The sequence below is a fragment of the Agrobacterium vaccinii genome, from assembly GCF_021310995.1.
Classification (GTDB): Bacteria; Pseudomonadota; Alphaproteobacteria; order Rhizobiales; family Rhizobiaceae; genus Agrobacterium; species Agrobacterium vaccinii.
In genome coordinates this window covers 525892-545356 of record NZ_CP054150.1, presented here as the reverse complement: position 1 = coordinate 545356, position 19465 = coordinate 525892, and the positions used below count along the sequence as shown (strand labels likewise).

Below are 19465 nucleotides of genomic sequence, written 5' to 3'. Positions count from 1 at the left end.
TTCATGACGATGACCGCTTTGCCCGATGACCTGTTGCAGCGTTTCGTGACCATTGTCGGGGAGAAGAACGCTCTACGCGATCCCTCAGAGCTGGCGCCGCATCTCGTGGAAAATCGTGGCCTTTACAAGGGCAGCTCGCCGCTGCTGCTGAAACCGGCCACGACGGAAGAGGTCGCAGCCATCATGAAGCTTGCCAGCGAAACCGGTACGGCCATCGTTCCACAGACCGGCAATACCGGCCTTGTGGGCGGGCAGACGCCACGCGGCGATGCCAGCGACGTCATTCTATCGCTGGAGCGCATGAACAGCGTTCGCGATATCGATCCAGTCGCCAATGTCATCGTGGTGGATGGCGGCTGCATTCTCGACAGCGTCCATCAGGCCGCCGACAAGGTGGAGCGCATCTTTCCGCTGTCGCTGGGTTCGCAGGGCTCGTGCCGCATCGGCGGCAACCTCGCCACCAATGCAGGCGGCACGGCGGTTTTGGCCTATGGCAACATGCGCCAGCTTTGCCTCGGTCTGGAGGTCGTTCTGCCGACCGGCGAAATCTGGAACGGCTTGCGCCGACTGAAGAAGGACAATACCGGTTACGATCTGCGCGACCTGTTCATCGGCTCCGAAGGTACGCTTGGCGTGATCACAGGTGCGGTGCTGAAACTCTTTCCGAAACCGCGCGGCCATCAGGTCGCATTTGCGGGATTGAATTCACCGGCGGATGCCTTGACGCTTTTCGACCGCGCTTCGACCCTTTGCGGCAGCGCGCTGACCGGTTTCGAGCTGATGCCACGCATCGGTATCGAGTTTACAGCAAAGCACATTCCCGGCGTCCGCGATCCCCTGGAAACGCCGCATCCCTGGTATGCGCTGATCGACGTCTCGACCTCCGACACTGCCGAGACGGCGCAGACGATGATCGAGACCCTTCTGGAGCAAGGTTTTGAGGCCGGGATCGTGCAGGATGCCGTGATTGCCAGTTCCGAGGCACAGCGACAGGCGCTGTGGCACATGCGCGAAAGCATGTCGGATGCCCAAAAGCCTGAGGGCGGCTCCATCAAGCATGATGTGTCCGTGCCGGTTTCCAAAATCCCGGAATTTATGGCAGAGGCCGAGGCTGGCGTTCTCCAAGCCATTCCCGGCGCGCGCATCTGCGCCTTCGGCCATCTGGGTGACGGCAATATCCATTACAACATCTCGCAGCCCGTGGGGGCCGACAAGGCGCAGTTCATCGAACGCTGGCGTGACATCAACCACATCGTCCATGGCATCGTGCTTTCCCATGGCGGGTCGATTTCTGCCGAACATGGCATCGGCCAGTTAAAACGTGACGAGCTCGCATCCATCCGCCCCGGCATCGAAATGGAATTGATGCACCGAATCAAGACAGCCTTCGACCCCGCAGGCATCATGAACCCGGGCAAGGTTGTGCAGATATAGGGCGTTTTCGCGCTCATTTTCCACAGCTGACATGAACTGACCCGACGCGGAGATTCCGCGCCCTTTTCCCTCATCCACGCTCATTTTTGGCTTTCGCAATTTTACCGATTGCGGAAGCGCTTTGCACTGCGCAAGCTGCTTTTAGGCGGAACCTGCGGGGGCAAGGGAAGCGTAGCCGAATGCGGCATGGACGGGGTGAAGGGGTGATATTGGCTGACAGGCTGCCACAAGGGGTTGCCGTACCAATTCAGGAATTCGAAACCCTATCAGGCTGCGTTTTGCTAACCATTTGGGAATGCAAAGTTTTCTTAACCTCGATTTTTAAGCTGTATCGAACAAGCGCCCGCTATCTTCTCCCTATCAGAGGACGAAAAGTCCCGGACGAGACCATGAAACGGCTCTCAGGTAAAACAAGGATAGCATGATATGACCAACACTGTTCTGAAGCCCGAATGGGCAGGCGCGACACTCCGGCTCGATCCTACGCGGTTCCCGCAGCAGCTGACGTATGGCAACGACCAGGGTTCAGCCGATGTGGCAATCACGCTTGATGAGCGCGGCGCTGTTCTTCGCAAAGTGCTTCACACCAGCGGCCTTCCGCTTTCCTTCGCTCTGCCTGCCCGCGCCTTCAAAGGTGTTGCCGCCCGCGCCATCGACCATGGTGACGGACAGGTCACTGTTACCCTCGAACTTCACCACGACGACCCGGAGCTGTGCATTCCGCTGCTGGTGGCGCACGATCTGTGCGACATCGCTGCAGACTGGCGCAGCTGGTCGGAAAAGTATCGCATTCCCATGCTGATGGTCGAAGCCGATGGCGTTGCCCGTCCACTGGAAGATCATCTCGGCAATGTGCGCACCCAGACCTCCCGCCCGCGCCGCCGCCATTCCTATTTCGCAGACCGCCGCCCGCGCTTCCTCGTGCGCCGCAGCACCGGTTCTCTGGGCATGACCATGCGCATTCAGGGCAAGGAAATCATCGCCCGCAGCTGATCCACCACGCTTGCGGACAAAAGAAAACCCGGCGCGTTTGAGGACGCAGCCGGGTTTTTCATGTCAGCCTGTGACCAGTGGCAGAAGCAATCCGGCAAAGATCAGAAGTCCGACGCGATTGTTGGATTTGAAAAGCGCCAGGCACTGCTCGACATTGTCGATATCCAGCACCCAGACCTGTCGAAACAGCAGGAAAGCCGCAATGGCGACGCCGATATAGCCTGCGAGACTGACTCCTGCGGTGACAAATGCGAGCAGGATGAAGGCGAGCGCTGCACCATAAAGACCGATCAGCCAGCCATGGGTCTTGTCACCGAACAACAGCGCTGTCGAGCCGATGCCCGCAGCCGTGTCATCTTCCCGGTCCTGATGCGCATAGATCGTATCGTAACCGATGGTCCAGGCGATGGCACCGACGTAGAGCAGGACAGGCGACATCGACAGCGATCCGAACTGCCCGGCCCAGCCCATCAACGCACCCCAGGAAAAGGCAAGGCCGAGGAAAAACTGCGGCCAGTGGGTGAAGCGTTTCGCAAAGGGATATATCGCCACGAAAACGAGCGATGACAGGCCGACCAGAATGGCAAATCCGTTGAAGCACAACAGCACCGCAAGTCCGACAAACGCCTGAATTACGATGAAGATTTTCGCCTGTTTGCGGCTGACCCGCCCGGATGGCAGCGGTCGCGAGCGGGTTCTGGCCACCGCCATATCGATATTGTGATCGACGAGATCATTATAAGTGCAGCCCGCGCCACGCATGGCGACAGAACCGGCAAAAAACAGGAAGAGATGGAAAAGCAGCGGGCCCCAGGAGAACGTGCCGAGATGCTGCGCCGCATTGGCTGCCATCGCCGCCGACCAGAAGCACGGCCACATCAGCAACTCCCAGCCGATCGGCCTATCCCAACGCGCAAGCTGCGCATAGGGCCGCAGCGTCCTCGGCAAGATCCGATAGACCCAATTGTTGGATGGCGCGTCGGAAACGCGGCCGGAGAGATCGCTTTGGTCAGCCATGCCAGCGTTCTACGCCTCGCCTTCATCAAGCGTCAAGCGGGGGCGGGGGCGGGGGCGCGATCGATTCCCGTTAAAACATGACCTTCTCCAGCGGCGTACGCGTCTTTTCGAATTCCATTAGCCGCGCTTCGTTTTTCGCGATGTAATCGCGCGCAACGGGCACCACGCCGCCACGTTTTGTCAGCTGCATCTGGAAGATGTGGAAGTTCTCGTGGGTGAAGGCCATTTCCGATCCGGCCAGATAGAATTCCCACATGCGGAAGAAGCGCTCATCATAAAGAGCGATGGCTTCCGCCTTGCTTGCAACGAACCGTTCCCGCCACGCCCGAAGCGTATGGGCGTAGTGCATTGGCAGGATTTCGATGTCACGCACCAGAAGACCGGATTTTTCGATGGCCGGCAGAACCTCGGCAAGCGAGGGAATATAACCGCCGGGGAAAATATATTTTTCGATGAAGGGATTGGTCGCCAAAGCGGGTTGTGGCTGGCCGATGGAATGCAGCAGCATCACACCGTCATCATCCAGCAATTCTGCAGCCTTGGTGAAGTATTCGCGGTAATGCGTCGGCCCCACATGTTCGAACATGCCGACGGAAACGATGCGGTCATAAGGTCGCCCGGCAGACATATAGCGATAGTCCTGCAGCTCGAAATGCACCTTGGCATCCAGACCGCGCTTTTGCGAACGGTCGCGCGAAACCCGCAACTGCTCTTCGCTGAGCGTGATGCCCGTGACCTCGACGCCGGAGCTTTCCGCAAGATACATCGCCATCCCGCCCCAACCGGACCCGATTTCCAGCACGCGATGGCCTGCCTCCGGCATAAGCTTTGCCGTAATATGCCGCTTCTTGGCAACCTGCGCTTCGTAGAGACTTATGCCTGGTGGATTGAAGTAGGCGCAGGAATATTGCCAGTCCTCGTCCAGAAACAGATCAAACAGCTTGGCGCTCAGATCATAATGGTGAGCGACGTTATCCTTGTTGTGGTTGACCGGCAGGTGCATCTTGATACGGGCAGCGATGATGCGGGCCATGCCGCGCCAGATCATGCCGAATGTCAAAGCTTCGCTGATCGTGTTGCTTTTGATGAGGGCGAGAAAATCATAGATGTCGCCCTCAACGACAACCATCCGCCCTTCCATGAACATTTCCGCCAGCTTCAACGCGGGGTCCGCGGCAATCTCGTCCATCGCGGCCTGATCGGTGAAGTTGATGGCGACACGTTTTCCCGTGTTGTCGCCAAAGACCTGAAGGCCCCCAGGGCCCGTCACGACCAGATTTCCTGTCTTTATGATTTTACCAAGCAGAGCATGCAGAGATGAGGCCATTCCACCCACCAAATAAGCTAAGTCTCACTTATCAAGTAAAATGAAGCTATTCTTTTCAAGCAAAGTTGCAAGCCGGACAATGTTCAAAAATATTGAATGATTTCAGCTTGGTTTTTGGGCGTTATTCGGGTGGTTGATAGAGTAGAGAGGCTTAGTGGGTGTGGCTTACCCCCCTCTGTCCTGCCGGACATCTCCCCCACAAGGAGGGAGATCGGCAAGACGCATGCACCCCGCTCTATCCGCAGTCTTCACGATGGGCAAGAGCTTGCCACGATTCGATCTCCCCACCTGTGGGGGAGATGTCCGGCAGGACAGAGGGGGTAAGCCAAGCCCGCTGACATCTACGACCAATCACCGTTTCTTCATCGCTTCCGCCAAAGCTGCCGCCAATGCACCGCCGGATGGCGCTGCCTCAGCACGCGTCTGCGGTTTGGCGCTGGCATGGCGCATGGCATTGGCGTTGCCCTTTTCGCGCATCGGCTGGGGAGCAGCCTCGCCGCCATCCTTGCGCATGGTGAGACCGATGCGCTTTCGCTTCACGTCCACTTCCACCACGCGCACCTTCACCACGTCACCGGCCTTTACCACCTCATGCGGGTCTTTGACAAAGCGGTCCGCAAGCTGCGACACGTGAACGAGGCCATCCTGATGCACGCCGATATCCACGAAGGCACCGAAGGCTGCGACATTCGTCACCGTGCCTTCCAGCAGCATACCAGGCTTCAAGTCGGTGATTTCATCCACGCCATCGGCAAAGGTTGCGGTCTTGAAGCTTGGGCGCGGGTCGCGGCCCGGCTTTTCAAGCTCGGCGATGATGTCTTTGACTGTGGGAAGACCGAACTGCTCATCAATGAACTGCTTCGGATCCAAGGATTTCAGCGCGGCGCTGTCACCCATGACAGAACGCAGATCGCGACCGCAGGCGGCGACGATCTTCTTGGCAACGCCGTATGCTTCCGGGTGCACCGATGACGAATCCAGCGGCTCCTTGCCGTTGGGAATGCGCAGAAAGCCCGCGCATTGCTCGAATGTGCGTTGGCCGAGACGCGGCACTTTCAGCAGTTCCTTGCGGCTGGCAAACGGGCCGGTCTGATCGCGATGCAGCACGATGGCATCAGCAATCGAACTACCGAGGCCCGAAACCCGGGCCAGCAACGGAGCCGACGCCGTGTTGAGGTCGACGCCCACGGCATTCACCGCATCTTCCACGACGGCATCCAGAGAGCGCGACAGCTTGCCCTGATCGACATCGTGCTGGTACTGGCCGACACCGATCGACTTCGGCTCGATCTTCACCAGTTCCGCCAGCGGGTCTTGCAGACGACGAGCAATGGAGACGGCACCACGCAGCGAGACGTCCAGATTGGGGAATTCGGCGGCAGCACTGGCCGAGGCCGAATAGATCGAGGCCCCTGCTTCCGACACGATGACCTTCGTCGGCTTTGCGCCCGTCAACTGAACCAGCATATCCGCAACCAGCCGCTCCGTTTCACGGCTGCCTGTGCCGTTGCCAATGGAGATAAGCTCGACATTGTGCTTCTTGATGAGGCTCGCAAGCTCTGCCTGCGTGCCGCGAATATCGTTTCGTGGCGGGAACGGGTAGACCGTGGTCGTATCCAGCAGCTTGCCGGTGCCATCGATAATCGCCACCTTGACGCCGGTGCGGATGCCCGGATCGAGACCCATGGTGGCACGCGAACCGGCGGGAGCAGCCAGCAGCAAGTCCTTGAGGTTGCGGGCAAAGACGTGGATTGCCTCCTCTTCCGCCCGCTCCCGCAGCTCGCGCATCAGGTCGAGCGAAAGCGACATGGACAACTTCACGCGCCAGGTCCAACCAGCAACTTCCATCAGCCAAGCATCGGCAGGTCCCGCACTGCGAACATCAAACGCGCTGGCGATGGTGCGCTGGGCGGGTTTGACCGGCGACGGATCATCCGCATCGACATCGATGGTCAGCGTCAACACTTCCTCGTTCCAGCCGCGCAGCATGGCCAAGGCGCGATGGCCCGGCACAGTCGCCCATTTCTCGGAATGGTCGAAATAGTCGTAGAACTTCTCACCCGTCGCCTGCTTACCATCCACCACCTTGGCGCGGAAGGTTGCATTGTGGCGCATGTAGTCACGCAGCCGCTTCAGCAGATCGGCATTCTCGGTCATGGTTTCGGCCACGATGTCGCGTGCGCCCTCCAGCGCCGCCTTCACATCGGCCACCTCGCCCTGAACATAAGCCTGCGCCAGCTTGGCCGGGTCGGCGCTGCGGTCGTCCCAGATGGCCTGCGCCAGCGGTCCAAGCCCGCGTTCACGGGCAATTTCGGCGCGGGTGCGGCGCTTGGGCTTGTAGGGAAGGTAGAGGTCTTCGAGTTCCGCTTTCGTCGTGGCCGAGACGATCTTGACCATCAGTTCGTCGGTCATCTTGTCCTGACCCGTGATGGAATCGACAATCGATGCGCGGCGGGCATTGAGTTCCCGCAGATAGGATAGCCGCTCCGCCAGCGTGCGCAGTTGCGTATCGTCAAGCCCGCCGGTCACTTCCTTGCGGTAGCGGGCGATGAAGGGCACGGTGGCGCCTTCGTCCAGCAGCGCGATCGCTGCCTTGACCTGTTCGGCGCGGGCATTGATCTCGGAAGCGATTGTCGGGGCGATACGGGCATTATCTGCGGACATATGGTTCTCTGAACTGTTTTGAAAATCTGCCCGAACATAGATGTTGATTATGGCATGACAACAGGAAGCTTTATCGATTCCACAGAAAAGCCGCAGGTGACCTTGACCTTTCCTGCCCCTGCCCTTAACGCCCCAACAATACGATAAAACGCGAGATGACAGGGGTGTTGACCATGAAAGTTCTGTTGATTGGTTCCGGCGGACGCGAACATGCGCTGGCGTGGAAAATTGCCCAGTCTCCCCTGCTGACGAAACTCTACGCCGCCCCCGGCAACCCCGGCATTGCCGACCATGCGACGCTGGTCACACTCGATGTCGAAGATCATCCGGCAGTCATCGCCTTCTGTCAGGAAAACTCAATCGACTTCGTGATCGTCGGCCCGGAAGCACCGCTGGTGGCGGGTCTGGCCGATGACCTGCGCGCAGCAGGCATCGTGACCTTCGGCCCATCGAAGGCAGCAGCACAGCTAGAGGGATCCAAGGGCTTCACCAAGGATCTCTGTGCGCGATACGATATTCCAACCGGCGCCTATCAGCGCTTCAAGGCTGCCGAACCGGCCAAGGCCTATGTCCGCGAACAGGGCGCACCCATCGTCATCAAGGCCGATGGTCTGGCGGCTGGCAAAGGCGTGACCGTTGCGATGACGGAAGCCGAGGCGCTTGCAGCCATTGACGATTGCTTCGATGGTGCCTTCGGCGCTGCCGGTGCTGAAGTCGTGGTCGAAGCCTTTCTCGATGGTGAGGAAGCCAGCTTTTTCTGCCTGTCCGATGGCAAAACAGCGCTGGCGCTGGCCACCGCGCAGGATCACAAGCGCGTCGGCGATGGCGACACCGGTCCCAACACAGGCGGCATGGGCGCCTATTCGCCTGCCCCGGTCATGACGCCCGAAATGGTGGAACGCACCATGAAGGAGATCATCGAGCCGACCATCAAGGGCATGGCGAAGGACGGAAACCCGTTTTCCGGCGTCTTTTTCGCAGGGCTTATGATCACGCAGAAAGGCCCGGAGCTGATCGAGTACAATGTCCGTTTCGGCGACCCGGAATGCCAGGTGCTGATGATGCGGCTGAAGAGCGATCTTCTGCCAATCCTCCATGCAACGGCCACCGGCACGCTGGATCAGGTCAGCGCCGAATGGCGTGACGATGCGGCACTGACCATCGTTCTGGCGTCGAACGGCTATCCCGCTTCCTATGAGAAAAACATGCCGATTGCGCATGTGCCGGACGAGCGCGCCGATGCCAAGGTCTTTCACGCGGGTACAGCCATCAAGGACGGCCAACTGGTTGCCACCGGGGGGCGCGTGCTGAACGTGACTGCCTTTGGCAAGACCGTGACCGAAGCAAGAGACCGCGCCTACGCCTTGGCCAAAGAGGTGAAGTGGGACAATGGTTTCAGCCGCACGGACATAGGCTGGCAAGCTGTAGCCCGCGAAAAGCAAGGCCAGAGCGAGGGCTGATTTCGCTCAATTTTTACCATTATTCCTGACGGTATGGAAAGGAAGTCTGCGTAAAATTCCCGCCTGATACAGCAGCGAAGAGCTGCCGATGACGGGGATTTTCATGCGCAAGACTTTGCTGACGATTGCAGTTGTGCTGACAAGCAGCAGTGCCATGGCATCTTCCATCGAAGTCATTGGCCAGAACCGTACCGGAAACGGCAGTCTGCTGTCCATTTCCTGCGATGGCTGCCCGCCACCCAAGCCAAGACAGCCAGCACCGCAGCCCACCCCCGTTCTCAGCCCCGGCACGCAGGATATTTCCATTCGTGATGTCGGCGGCAAGAAGGAAATCGTGCGCACGGAAGCCTGGCTCGGCGGATCACCCGTAACCTATGTCAGCAGCAACCCTACATGGTTTCCTGCGCCAGAGATGAATGTGGCGGCCCCCGCACCCGATACTGTCGATATGACGGCGAAGACTTCTGCTGTCGGCAAGACCATCGGCGGTGAAATGCCCGAACCTGTAACTGCGGACGCTGTCACGCCGCTGTCGCTGGATGGCTTTAGGCTGCGCCAGTGATGGCAAAAACAACCATCCTGAGTGACAACCGATATCACGAACAACCAATGATGGAATTTTATTGTCATATATTTGACAAATGACAAAATATTTTCTACGGCGCCGCCTCCAGCGGGCCGAATTTAAACAATTGTTCAAATTTTTGAAGCTTCATCTACATTATCGGGTGCGATGAATGCACCTTTGTAGCGCATCAGGCGCCCATCCCACATCGTCCCGAGATCGCTCCGTTGCCCATGCTGCGGTGCTTTAGCCCTGTGAGCGCGTATGAAAAACCTGCCGATTTCCCGACAACTGATCCTGCTCGTGGTCGCGCTGATGGCAGCCTTTGCCGCCACGACCTATTTCCAGATCAGATCGTCCGTCAACGCCATTTACGAGGAACGATATGGGATGCTGCGCACGCAGGTGCAGTCGTCCATCTCCATTCTCCAGTCGTTCTACGACAAGGAAAAAGCGGGTACGCTGACCCACGAACAGGCGATATCGCAAGCCTTCGCCATCGTCGCGGCCATGAAATATACCCCGGATGGATATATGTTCGGCTATGACTACGATGTCAAAATGCTGTTTCACCCTGATCCAAAGCGCGTCGGCCAGAGCTTCAAGGGCAAGCCGGACAGCCAAGGCTTCAACTATCGCGATGAGCTGGTTCGGCTGGCCCGCGCAGGCGGCGGCCAGACCAGCTTTTATGGTCCAAAGCCCGGTGCTGAGGGCGATACCTATGCCAAAAGCTCCTACGCAATGGCATTCGAGCCGTGGCAGGTCGTGGTCGTGACGGGTGTCTATATCGATGACCTGCAAGCGCAGGTTCGCGACACCATCATCAGCGCCATTTCCTTCGGTCTCGGCGTCTTCCTGCTGGGTCTCGCTGCTGCCTATATCGTGATCAGAGGCATCTCCAAGCCGCTCGATGACATTCACAAGGCGCTGGGCGAAGTCGCCAACGAGAATGTCGATTTGGCCATTCCCCACACCGGCATGAAGAACGAGATCGGCCTGATGGCCAAGGCGACGGAAGCCTTGCAACAGAAGGTGCGCGAGCGCCACACCATGCAGGCCCGTCAGGACGAACAGCAGCAGCAGCTGGACACCGAGCGCCAGACCAACCTCGACATGCAGCGCGATGAGGCCGAGCTACAGGCCCGCGTCGTGACCACCATCGGCAACGCGCTGGAGCAACTGGCGCAGGGCGATTTGACGGTACGCTGCGGCGATCTCGGTTCGCGCTATGCCGCTTTGCGCGACAATTTCAACGAGGCACTATCGCAACTCGACGCGGCCATGGAAAAGGTCAACGTCAAGAGCGTGGATATCGGCGGCTCCAAGGATGAAATCCGCAAGGCCTCCAATGAACTCTCCCAGCGCACCGAACGTCAGGCCGCAAGCCTTGAGGAAACCTCGGCGGCACTGGACGAGCTGACGGTTGCCGTACGCCAGACCGCAGACGGCGCATCGGAAGCCGCAAAGCGCGTGACCTCCATCAGCACAGATGCGAGCCGCAGCGACCAGATCGTGGAGGAAGCCATCGGCGCGATGAGCGGCATCGAACAATCCGCCGTGGAAATCTCCAAGATCATCGGCGTCATCGACGACATCGCTTTCCAGACTAACCTTCTGGCCCTGAATGCGGGTGTGGAAGCTGCCCGTGCAGGTGAAGCTGGCAAGGGCTTTGCCGTCGTAGCCCAGGAAGTGCGCGAACTGGCCCAGAAATCCGCCGCTGCTGCCAAGGAAATCAAGACGCAGATCGCCCGCTCCTCCACCCAGGTGGAAAATGGCGTGCGTCTGGTGGGTGAGGCAGGCGATGCGCTGAAACGCATCTCCACTCAGATCAAATCCTCCAGCGACATCGTCAGCAAGATCGCCCATTCGGCGGCTGAGCAGGACACCACACTTCGCTCCATCTCGTCCTCGCTCAACCAGCTGGACGCCGCAACCCAGCACAACGCCGCCATAGCCGAGGAGACCACCGCGTCTGCCGAAGCGTTGGCCGCCGACACCGAAGAGCTTCTCAACCTCATCCGCACCTTCCGCGTCTCCAATTCGCAAAATGGCAGCCTGCACGGCATGGCGCAGCAGATGCGGATGGCGAGCTGATCGGGTTTAGCGGAATGTTTTGAAGTGAACCGCCGGGGAGAGATCTCCCGCGTTTTTTTTATGGGTGAGACAAACCGATTATGGTCCGCGCCGGGCCGCCTCGATCTTCGCCACGTCGATCTTCTTCATCGTCATCATGGCATCGAAAGCCCTCTTGGCCTCGGCACCACCGGCGGCCATAGCCTCCATCAGCACGCGCGGCGTGATCTGCCACGAGACACCCCACTTGTCCTTGCACCAGCCGCAGTCGCTTTCCTGCCCGCCATTGCCGACGATGGCACTCCAATACCGGTCGGTCTCCTCCTGCGTTTCGGTTGAAATCTGGAAGGAGAAGGCTTCGTTGTGCTTGAACACCGGCCCGCCATTCAGGCCGACGCAGGCGACGCCTGCCACCGTGAACTCCACCATCAGCACATCCCCCTGCTTGCCAGAGGGATAATCGCCGGGGGCGTGATAGACCCTGCCGACGTTGCTATCGGGAAACACCTCAGCATAAAACCGGGCAGCGGCTTCGGCATCCTTGTCATACCAGACGCAAATCGTGTTCTTGGCCATTGTGCATTCCTCCCTGAATTCAGTATGGCGAATGCATCATGCCTCAAAATTCCAGAGGTCGCTAGGACGGCGCTCCGTGCTGTTCGACTGCAGCAACAAGCGCATCGATCTGCCCGTCGGAAAACACCGTAATGCCTGCCTGCGCGAACAATGCTGCGGTAACCCCGTTGCTTGCGTGCTTGCGGCCCGAAAACGAACCGTCATGGATGGCAACCGACCCGCAGGATGGACTGCCATCGATCAGCAGCGCATAGCCGCAGCCATTGTCCTTCGCGAACGCCAGCGCCTTTTGCGCACCAGCCACGAACTGCGCCGTCACGTCACCACCAGTGATTTCCAGAACGCGCGCCCGGCCCTCCAGCACATCAAGGCCCGAGGCTCCATTTTCGATTTCCGCTGGCGGACGCGGCACCGCCATGCCGCCTGCCATTTCGGGACAGATCGTCACCAATCGGCCCTCTCCCTTCCAGCGCTCGATGGCCGGGTGGGAGAGTGGTTTGCCCCTGCCATCGTAGCGGACGGCGTGGCCGAGCAGGCAGGCGCTGATGAGGATTTTGGGCACGCTCAAGCCGCGGCGACGGCAAGGTGAATGCCGGAGTCTTTCTGAAGCGCATGGATGACGCTGAACAGATTATCCGCACGCGGATTGCCCTTTGGCCCGAACATGCGCATCAGGCTTTTGGGCGGCATATCCACCGCGATGGCCAAGGCTTCGAAGCCGATCGTCGCATTGATGAAGTCACGCAAAACGGCCTTGCCGGTGTCCACGTCACCTTCCAGAAACAGTTCGACCGCATCCGAGAGAAGTGCTGCCCTGAAGGCCGGGTCATTGTCCGCCCGCAGCTTGACCGTTTGTTTGAAGTCCCGTGTCAGGGCCATGTTAGATACCCTTTCTGGATTTGTAGTCGCGCCACAGACCGTGTGCGGTCTCGATATCGTTCTGCTGCCGCGCTTTTGTTCCACCGACCAGCAAAATCACCAGTTCATCGCCATCGCGACCGAAATAAACCCTGTATCCCGGCCCATAATCAATCCGGTACTCCAGCACGCCCGAGCCAACGGTCTTAATTGCCCTGTCCCATGCGGGTCAAGGCAATCGTTACTTTCGACGCAGCACGGGCCTCGATTTTCGCGAACCAGCGGCCAAATGGGCTGATGCCATTCCGGTCGATGTATTCGACAATCTTCATCGCCTATAGTACCATAAATGTTACCATGAGCAAGACCAACTCACCCACTGATCTTCGAGAAGTCCGCAACCGTGCCTGTCGCTTCGCGGATGGCCTTTAGCAGGGCCAGGCGGTTGGCGCGGATGGCGGTGTCTTCGTCGTTGACGAGGACGTCTTCGAAGAATTTGTCGACGGGCGCGCGCAGCGTTGAAAGCGCCTGCATGGCGGAGCGGAAGTCTTCCGTTTCGACCGCCTTGGCGGCATCGGCAGAGGCTGTCTTGATGGCCGCAAAGAGCGCTTTTTCGGCGTCGAGTTTCAGCAGTTCTTCCGAAACGCTGTCGGCCACCACGGTGCCCTTCTTTTCTTCTGCGGCCAGAAGCTGGGTGGCGCGCTTGGTGCCAGCCAGAAGGTTAATGCCATCCTGATCCGTCACGAAAGCCGTCAGCGCTTCGACGCGGCGGGCGACCATGAGGAGATCGTCTGTCTCAGGCGTGAGGACGGCTTCGATGAGATCGTAGCGCGCGCCGAGATCGCGGAGGTAGACTTTGAGGCGGTCGTGGAAAAAGGATAGGAGGTCCAGATATTGTGCCATAGGACCAAACAATTGGTATGATGGCTCGGACCTCACACTGGCATTTCTCTTTTCCGCCTCGGAAAGCCCAACAACTTCATTGTGCTGAAGCCAAAATTCAGCGGTGCCCTTTAGTAGATCAAGAGCACTTTGATCAATTTCAGGCTTGTCATCGCGAACAAACCTCTTAAGGTCTTCAGCATCAGCAGCAGTGACAGAATAAAGGCCAAGAGGAAATTTTGTAGCCTCTTCCTCCGGCGTTGTTACACGATAGATTGGTAAGAACCTAAGCGGCAACCGAACACCCCGCTCCAAAATCATCCGCACCACACCAAGCGCCGCACGGCGCAGCGCGAATGGGTCTTTCGAACCTGTGGGCTTTTCATCGATGGCCCAGAAGCCGACGAGGGTATCTAGCTTGTCGGCTAGAGCCACCGTCAGACCGACCTTGTCTTGCGGCAGACGGTCGGACGGGCCATTCGGCTTCCAGTGGTCTTCGATCGCGGCGGCGACGCTTTCGTTTTCGCCCTGAAGGCTCGCATATTTGCGGCCCATCAGGCCCTGTAGCTCGGGGAACTCGCCGACGGCTTCGGTGCGCAGGTCGGCCTTGGCGAGAACCACGGCGCGGTCTACCAGATCGGCATCGGCCCCGATAACCGGGGCAAGCTGCTTGGCCAGTTCGCGGATGCGGGCGACGCGTTCGCCCTGCGTGCCGAGCTTGGCGTGGAACGTCACGTTCAGCGCATCGAGCTTGGCCATGCGCTGGTCCAGCGGCTTCCTCAGGTCGAGGTCGAATTTCGCAGCGGAAGCTTTGAGCGTTTCCAGGTCCGGCAGGTCGCCCTGATCGCGGGTCCAGAAGTGCTTGGCATCCGAGAGGCGGGCGCGCACGACCTTGCCGTTGCCGTGGATGATTTCCTTGCCGCCATCGATGGCTTGAATATTGGAGACCAGAATGAAGCGGTTGGACAGGCCCTCCGTCGCGCCTTGCGGGCGGGTGACGAAACACTTCTGGTTGGTCTTGATGGTGAGGCGGATGATTTCGGCGGGGATTTCGAGGTAATCTTCCTCGAAGGTGCCGATCAGCACCTGCGGCCATTCCACGAGGCCGGAGACTTCTTCCAGCAGGCCTTCGTCTTCCACGAGATCGAGGCCGTTGGCGAAAGCCAGATCCTTGGCATCGTGCAGAATGATGTCCTTGCGGCGCTCGGCATCCAAGATGACCTTGGCCTTTTCGAGGCTCGACACATAGTCCTCGAAGCGGCGCACGGTGATGGCGTCCGGCGCATGGAAACGGTGGCCATAGGTCACGTTGCTGGCCACAATGCCATCGATCTCGAAGGGAATGACCTGCGTTTCGTCATGTTCGGGGCCGAACAGGCAGACGATGGATTGCAGCGGGCGCACCCAGCTGAGGCTTTCCGAACCCTTGCCTTCAATGCCCGCATAGCTGGAGCCCTTTGGCATGGAGGCTGGCCCGGAGCGCATGGAAACAGGCCACGGGAACTTGCGGATGATGCCGGGCATCACCTCGGCAATAATCTCTTCTGCCGCACGGCCGGGCTTGTTGACGATGGCAATGTAGAAATCACCCTTCTTCGGGTCGGACACGACCTGCGCCTGCGCGATATCGCTGAGGCCCGCGCCACGCAAAAAGCCTTCGATGGCCTTTTCGTTGGCATCGGTGCGGGGGCCTTTCTTTTCTTCGCGCACATCGGCAGAGCGCGCGTTCAGCCCGCGAATATCCAGCGTCAGGCGGCGCGGCGTCCAATATTCGCGCGCACCCTCATAGGTCAGCCCTTTTTCCACCAACGCATCGGTGACAAGCTTCTTCAGATCGCCAGCCGCCTTCCGCTGCATGCGAGCGGGGATTTCCTCGGAGCGGAGTTCAAGCAGAAGATCGGGCATATCTATTTTCCGGTGTCATGGATTTTCGGTTGGCCTCTGCTAGCAAAATTTGCGGTGGATGCACAATGGTAATATCGGGCGGGTGGGGTGTTGTTGGCAGGATGGTAAGCCTCGGCGCCAGATCGCCCCCCTCTGGCCTGCCGGCCATCTCCCCCACAGGTGGGGAGATCGGCTGGGCGCATGCTCCCCGCTTTATCCGCAGCGGCAGAGATGGCCTCTTCCGAACTGGCCTCTCCCAAAACGGTCGAGATTCGCGAGAGTTTGCCGCATTCGATCTCCCCACCTGTGGGGGAGATGGCCGGCAGGCCAGAGGGGGGTGAGCGGCGTACTCTGACCTTTCGGGTTGCTGCCTTGCGCTCGATGTCCAGCGTCTCGCTCTGCCCTCTCGAAGCCTTGGGGCCACCACACCCTCCAACCTCATGCTGAGGTGGGAGCGAAGCGACCCTCGAAGCATCTGCCGCGCACTCTGCCTCAAGCCCGCAACCCTCGTCCTTCGAGGCCCCTGCGGGGCACCTCAGGATGAGGATTGCTACCAATGCGACCTGCGGGCACCTCTCCTTCGACAGGCTCAGGATGATGGATGAGGGTTGCTGCGTTGTGCGATGCTCTCCACTTATGCGAGATAGTCGGGCTACCACGCCCACCGCCCTCATGCTAAGGTGGCGCGCAGCGCCCTCGAAGCATCCGCCGCAAGGCACCCTCCCACACACAGAAGTTCTTGACCCGCAACCCATCCCCGTGGCACCTGTCCGCATCCGAGGTAAGTAAGCGCTTACTGACAACAATCGATGGCCGTGATGACTGTAATGACCGACGTTCCAGACCATATGAACCCGAAGCGTTCCTTTCAGGCGTTGATCCTGACGCTGCACAATTACTGGGCCGACAAGGGCTGTGCGGTGTTGCAGCCTTACGATATGGAAGTGGGCGCGGGTACGTTTCACCCGGCAACGACGTTGCGGGCGCTGGGGCCGAAGCCGTGGAAGGCTGCCTATGTGCAGCCGTCACGCCGTCCATCCGACGGGCGCTATGGTGAGAACCCCAACCGGTTGCAGCATTATTACCAATATCAGGTCATTCTCAAACCCAACCCTTCCAATTTGCAGGAGCTGTATCTCGGCTCGCTGAAGGCTATCGGTCTCGATCCATTGCTGCATGATGTGCGCTTTGTGGAAGACGACTGGGAAAGCCCGACGCTGGGGGCCTGGGGTCTGGGTTGGGAGTGCTGGTGCGACGGCATGGAAGTGTCGCAGTTTACCTATTTCCAGCAGGTTTGCGGCATCGAGTGCTCGCCGGTTGCCGGTGAGTTGACCTATGGTCTGGAGCGGCTGGCCATGTATGTGCAGGGCGTGGACAATGTTTACGACCTGAACTTCAATGGTCGCGAAGGCGAGGAAAAGATTTCCTACGGCGATGTTTTCCTGCAGGCAGAGCAGGAATATTCGCGCCACAACTTCGAATATGCCGACACCGCCATGCTGCACCGCCATTTCATCGACGCCGAGAAAGAGTGCAAGGCGCTGCTGGATGCCGGTGCGCCCGGCGACAACGCCAACCAAATGCTGCATAAATGCGTGTTTCCGGCCTATGACCAGTGCATCAAGGCGAGCCACGTCTTCAACCTGCTGGATGCGCGCGGCGTGATTTCCGTGACCGAGCGGCAGAGCTATATTTTGCGCGTGCGCACGCTGTCCAAGGCCTGCGGCGAGGCGTTTTTGATGACCGACGCCGGTGGTGCGAACTGGAATAAGGACGCGGCCTGACGCGTTGTTTGACAGGCGATGACAGGGAGGGCCGGAACGACTATCGTCCGGCCAGACCATAAGGTTTCATGAGGGGGACTGGGACATGTATATCGCACTGGCCATTATCGCTGTTATCGCCGTCTATGTCGTCTTCATCTATAACAGCCTCGTCACGGCGCGGCAGATGAAGGAAGAGGCGTGGTCGGGCATCGATGTGCAGTTGAAGCGCCGCGCGGACCTCATTCCCAACCTGATCGAGACCGTGAAAGGCTATGCGGCGCACGAGAAGAGCACCTTTGAAGAGGTGGTGGCGATGCGCAACCGCGCTCAGGCGGTACCTGCTGGCGATGTCGAGGGGCGTGCGCAGGCGGAAGGGTTGCTGAGCCAGGCGCTGGGCAAGTTGTTTGCGCTGGCGGAGGCCTACCCCGATCTCAAGGCCAATCAGGGCTTTCTGGAATTGCAGAAATCTCTTGAGACCATCGAGGGTGAAATTCAGATGTCACGCCGATATTATAATGGTTCGGCGCGCGACCTGAATGTGAAGGTGGAGAGCTTCCCTTCCAATCTGGTGGCACGCAATTTCGGCTTTGCCAAAGCACCGTTTTTCGAGATCACCAATGAGGCGGATCGCGCCGTTCCTACCGTAAAATTCTGAGCCAAAGAACCGGCCGCCGGCTGGTTGAGAAACGATAAAGCCATGATCGAACTGACCATTACCCCGCCCAACCATCCGCTTTCCGGCAAGGTGGAGCCGCCCGGTTCCAAATCCATCACCAACCGCGTGTTGCTGCTGGCGGGTCTTGCCAAGGGACGAAGCGTGCTGACCGGCGCGCTGAAAAGCGACGATACGCTCTATATGGCCGAAGCCCTGCGCGCCATGGGCGTTGATGTGACCGAGCCGGATGCGACGAGTTTCGTGGTGGAAAGCAGCGGCGTATTGACGGCACCGACCAAGCCGCTTTTCCTCGGCAATGCGGGAACGGCGACACGGTTTTTGACGGCGGCGGTGGCTTCCGTGGATGGCACCGTGGTTGTCGATGGCGACGAGCATATGCGCAAGCGGCCGATCCAGCCGTTGGTGGAGGCGCTGAATGCGCTGGGCATCGAAGCGGAAGCGGCAACGGGTTGCCCGCCGGTGACGGTGAAGGGCAATGGACAGGGTTTTGTGAGGGATAGCGTGACCATCGACGCCAATCTTTCCAGCCAGTATGTGTCCGCGCTTCTGATGGCCGCGCCTTGCGGGGCAAAGCCGCTGGATATCATTCTGGCGGGTGAGGACATTGGCGCCAAGGGCTATATCGACCTGACTGTGTCTGCCATGGAGGCCTTCGGCGCGACGGTTGAGCGGGTGAGCAACGCCGTCTGGCGCGTGCACCCGACTGGTTACAAGGCCACCGACTTCCACATCGAGCCGGATGCGTCTGCCGCCACCTATCTCTGGGGTGCGGAACTGTTGACGGGCGGCAAGATCGATATCGGTACGCCTGCGGATGCGTTTACGCAGCCGGATGCCAAGGCCTATGCCGTGATGGCACAGTTTCCCAACCTGCCAGCCGAAATCGATGGCAGCCAGATGCAGGACGCCATTCCGACGATTGCGGTGCTGGCTGCTTACAACACGACGCCGGTGCGGTTCGTGGGCATTGCCAATCTGCGGGTGAAGGAATGCGATCGCATTCGGGCGCTGTCGCTTGGCCTGAACGGTATCCGTGCAGGGCTTGCGGAAGAGGATGGCGACGATCTGATCGTGCATGCCGATCCTGATCTGGCCGGACAGACAGTGTCGGCCTCCATCGATACGTTCCACGATCACCGCATTGCCATGAGCTTTGCGCTGGCAGGCCTGAAGACTGGCGGCATCGCCATTCAGAACCCGGCTTGCGTGGGCAAGACCTACCCCGGCTACTGGAAGGCGCTGGCTTCGCTGGGTGTGGATTACAGCGAAACCGGACAGGACTGACGCTCA

Annotated in this window: 18 protein-coding genes; 8 read left to right on the top strand and 10 right to left on the bottom strand. The window is 59.3% G+C overall.

Going from position 1 to position 19465, the window contains the following annotated elements:
• The first annotated feature begins 3 nt into the window (after nt 1-3).
• Both HRR99_RS02595 and HRR99_RS02590 read left to right on the top strand, forming a co-directional pair.
• Nucleotides 4-1434 (top strand): FAD-binding oxidoreductase, encoded by a 1431-nt coding sequence (locus HRR99_RS02595; protein WP_233122648.1) that lies wholly within the window; start codon nt 4-6, stop codon nt 1432-1434.
• A 426-nt stretch (nt 1435-1860) separates the two neighbouring features.
• A complete protein-coding gene (locus HRR99_RS02590; RefSeq protein ID WP_233122647.1) occupies nt 1861-2427 on the top strand; it encodes a DUF6101 family protein in 567 nt (188 codons plus the stop codon).
• Nucleotides 2428-2490: 63 nt separating this feature from the next.
• Here the strand turns inward: HRR99_RS02590 and ubiA are convergent, their stop codons facing one another.
• The 3 genes from ubiA to HRR99_RS02575 form a co-directional block, all read right to left on the bottom strand.
• Entirely contained in the window at nt 2491-3444 is a 954-nt protein-coding gene (ubiA, locus tag HRR99_RS02585) for a 4-hydroxybenzoate octaprenyltransferase (RefSeq protein WP_233122646.1), read from the bottom strand.
• A gap of 70 nt (nt 3445-3514) precedes the next feature.
• The gene (locus HRR99_RS02580) at nt 3515-4771 is read right to left on the bottom strand and encodes an SAM-dependent methyltransferase (protein WP_233122645.1); all 1257 of its coding nucleotides are present in this window, start codon (nt 4769-4771) and stop codon (nt 3515-3517) included.
• Between the two features lie 351 nt (nt 4772-5122).
• Complete coding sequence (locus HRR99_RS02575; protein WP_233122644.1) at nt 5123-7435, bottom strand: Tex family protein; 2313 nt, start codon at nt 7433-7435, stop codon at nt 5123-5125.
• 173 nt (nt 7436-7608) lie between these two features.
• Here HRR99_RS02575 and purD point away from each other — a divergent pair, with 173 nt between their 5' ends.
• Complete coding sequence (purD, locus tag HRR99_RS02570) at nt 7609-8895, top strand: phosphoribosylamine--glycine ligase (RefSeq protein ID WP_233122643.1); 1287 nt, start codon at nt 7609-7611, stop codon at nt 8893-8895.
• 6 nt (nt 8896-8901) lie between these two features.
• Here the strand turns inward: purD and HRR99_RS02565 are convergent, their stop codons facing one another.
• Nucleotides 8902-9051: a hypothetical protein gene (locus tag HRR99_RS02565; RefSeq protein ID WP_162694631.1), complete on the bottom strand. Its 150-nt coding sequence runs from the start codon at nt 9049-9051 to the stop codon at nt 8902-8904.
• Here HRR99_RS02565 and HRR99_RS02560 point away from each other — a divergent pair.
• Together HRR99_RS02560 and HRR99_RS02555 are read left to right on the top strand one after the other, a co-directional pair.
• Nucleotides 9050-9457 carry a plant virulence effector HPE1-like domain-containing protein gene (locus HRR99_RS02560; protein WP_233122642.1) on the top strand — a complete coding sequence of 136 codons (408 nt, stop codon included), beginning with the start codon at nt 9050-9052 and terminating at the stop codon, nt 9455-9457. The genes HRR99_RS02565 and HRR99_RS02560 overlap by 2 nt on opposite strands.
• Before the next feature lie 267 nt (nt 9458-9724).
• Nucleotides 9725-11554, top strand: a complete 1830-nt coding sequence (locus HRR99_RS02555; RefSeq protein ID WP_233122641.1) for a methyl-accepting chemotaxis protein — start codon at nt 9725-9727, stop codon at nt 11552-11554.
• Nucleotides 11555-11632: 78 nt separating this feature from the next.
• Here the strand turns inward: HRR99_RS02555 and HRR99_RS02550 are convergent, their stop codons facing one another.
• The 6 genes from HRR99_RS02550 to glyS all read right to left on the bottom strand — a co-directional run bounded on the left by HRR99_RS02550 (nt 11633) and on the right by glyS (nt 15754).
• The gene (locus HRR99_RS02550; RefSeq protein ID WP_233122640.1) at nt 11633-12109 is read right to left on the bottom strand and encodes a VOC family protein; all 477 of its coding nucleotides are present in this window, start codon (nt 12107-12109) and stop codon (nt 11633-11635) included.
• Nucleotides 12110-12170: 61 nt separating this feature from the next.
• On the bottom strand, nt 12171-12677 hold the full coding sequence (locus HRR99_RS02545; protein ID WP_233122639.1) for a 2-thiouracil desulfurase family protein: 507 nt from the start codon (nt 12675-12677) through the stop codon (nt 12171-12173).
• Complete coding sequence (locus tag HRR99_RS02540; protein ID WP_233122638.1) at nt 12674-12988, bottom strand: helix-turn-helix domain-containing transcriptional regulator; 315 nt, start codon at nt 12986-12988, stop codon at nt 12674-12676. The genes HRR99_RS02545 and HRR99_RS02540 overlap by 4 nt, the downstream gene beginning before the upstream one ends.
• 1 nt (nt 12989) lies before the next feature.
• Nucleotides 12990-13157: a type II toxin-antitoxin system RelE/ParE family toxin gene (locus HRR99_RS23240; RefSeq protein ID WP_233122637.1), complete on the bottom strand. Its 168-nt coding sequence runs from the start codon at nt 13155-13157 to the stop codon at nt 12990-12992.
• Nucleotides 13158-13173: 16 nt separating this feature from the next.
• Nucleotides 13174-13299 carry a hypothetical protein gene (locus HRR99_RS23235; protein ID WP_277877894.1) on the bottom strand — a complete coding sequence of 42 codons (126 nt, stop codon included), beginning with the start codon at nt 13297-13299 and terminating at the stop codon, nt 13174-13176.
• Nucleotides 13300-13339: 40 nt separating this feature from the next.
• On the bottom strand, nt 13340-15754 hold the full coding sequence (glyS, locus tag HRR99_RS02530) for a glycine--tRNA ligase subunit beta (RefSeq protein WP_233122636.1): 2415 nt from the start codon (nt 15752-15754) through the stop codon (nt 13340-13342).
• A gap of 806 nt (nt 15755-16560) precedes the next feature.
• On the opposite strand from glyS, the gene HRR99_RS02525 reads away from it, so the two are divergent.
• The 3 genes from HRR99_RS02525 to HRR99_RS02515 all read left to right on the top strand — a co-directional run bounded on the left by HRR99_RS02525 (nt 16561) and on the right by HRR99_RS02515 (nt 19459).
• The gene (locus tag HRR99_RS02525) at nt 16561-17517 is read left to right on the top strand and encodes a glycine--tRNA ligase subunit alpha (protein ID WP_111840739.1); all 957 of its coding nucleotides are present in this window, start codon (nt 16561-16563) and stop codon (nt 17515-17517) included.
• 85 nt (nt 17518-17602) lie between these two features.
• Nucleotides 17603-18154: a LemA family protein gene (locus HRR99_RS02520; RefSeq protein WP_233122635.1), complete on the top strand. Its 552-nt coding sequence runs from the start codon at nt 17603-17605 to the stop codon at nt 18152-18154.
• A 42-nt stretch (nt 18155-18196) separates the two neighbouring features.
• On the top strand, nt 18197-19459 hold the full coding sequence (locus tag HRR99_RS02515) for a 3-phosphoshikimate 1-carboxyvinyltransferase (protein ID WP_233122634.1): 1263 nt from the start codon (nt 18197-18199) through the stop codon (nt 19457-19459).
• Nucleotides 19460-19465 lie beyond the last annotated feature (6 nt).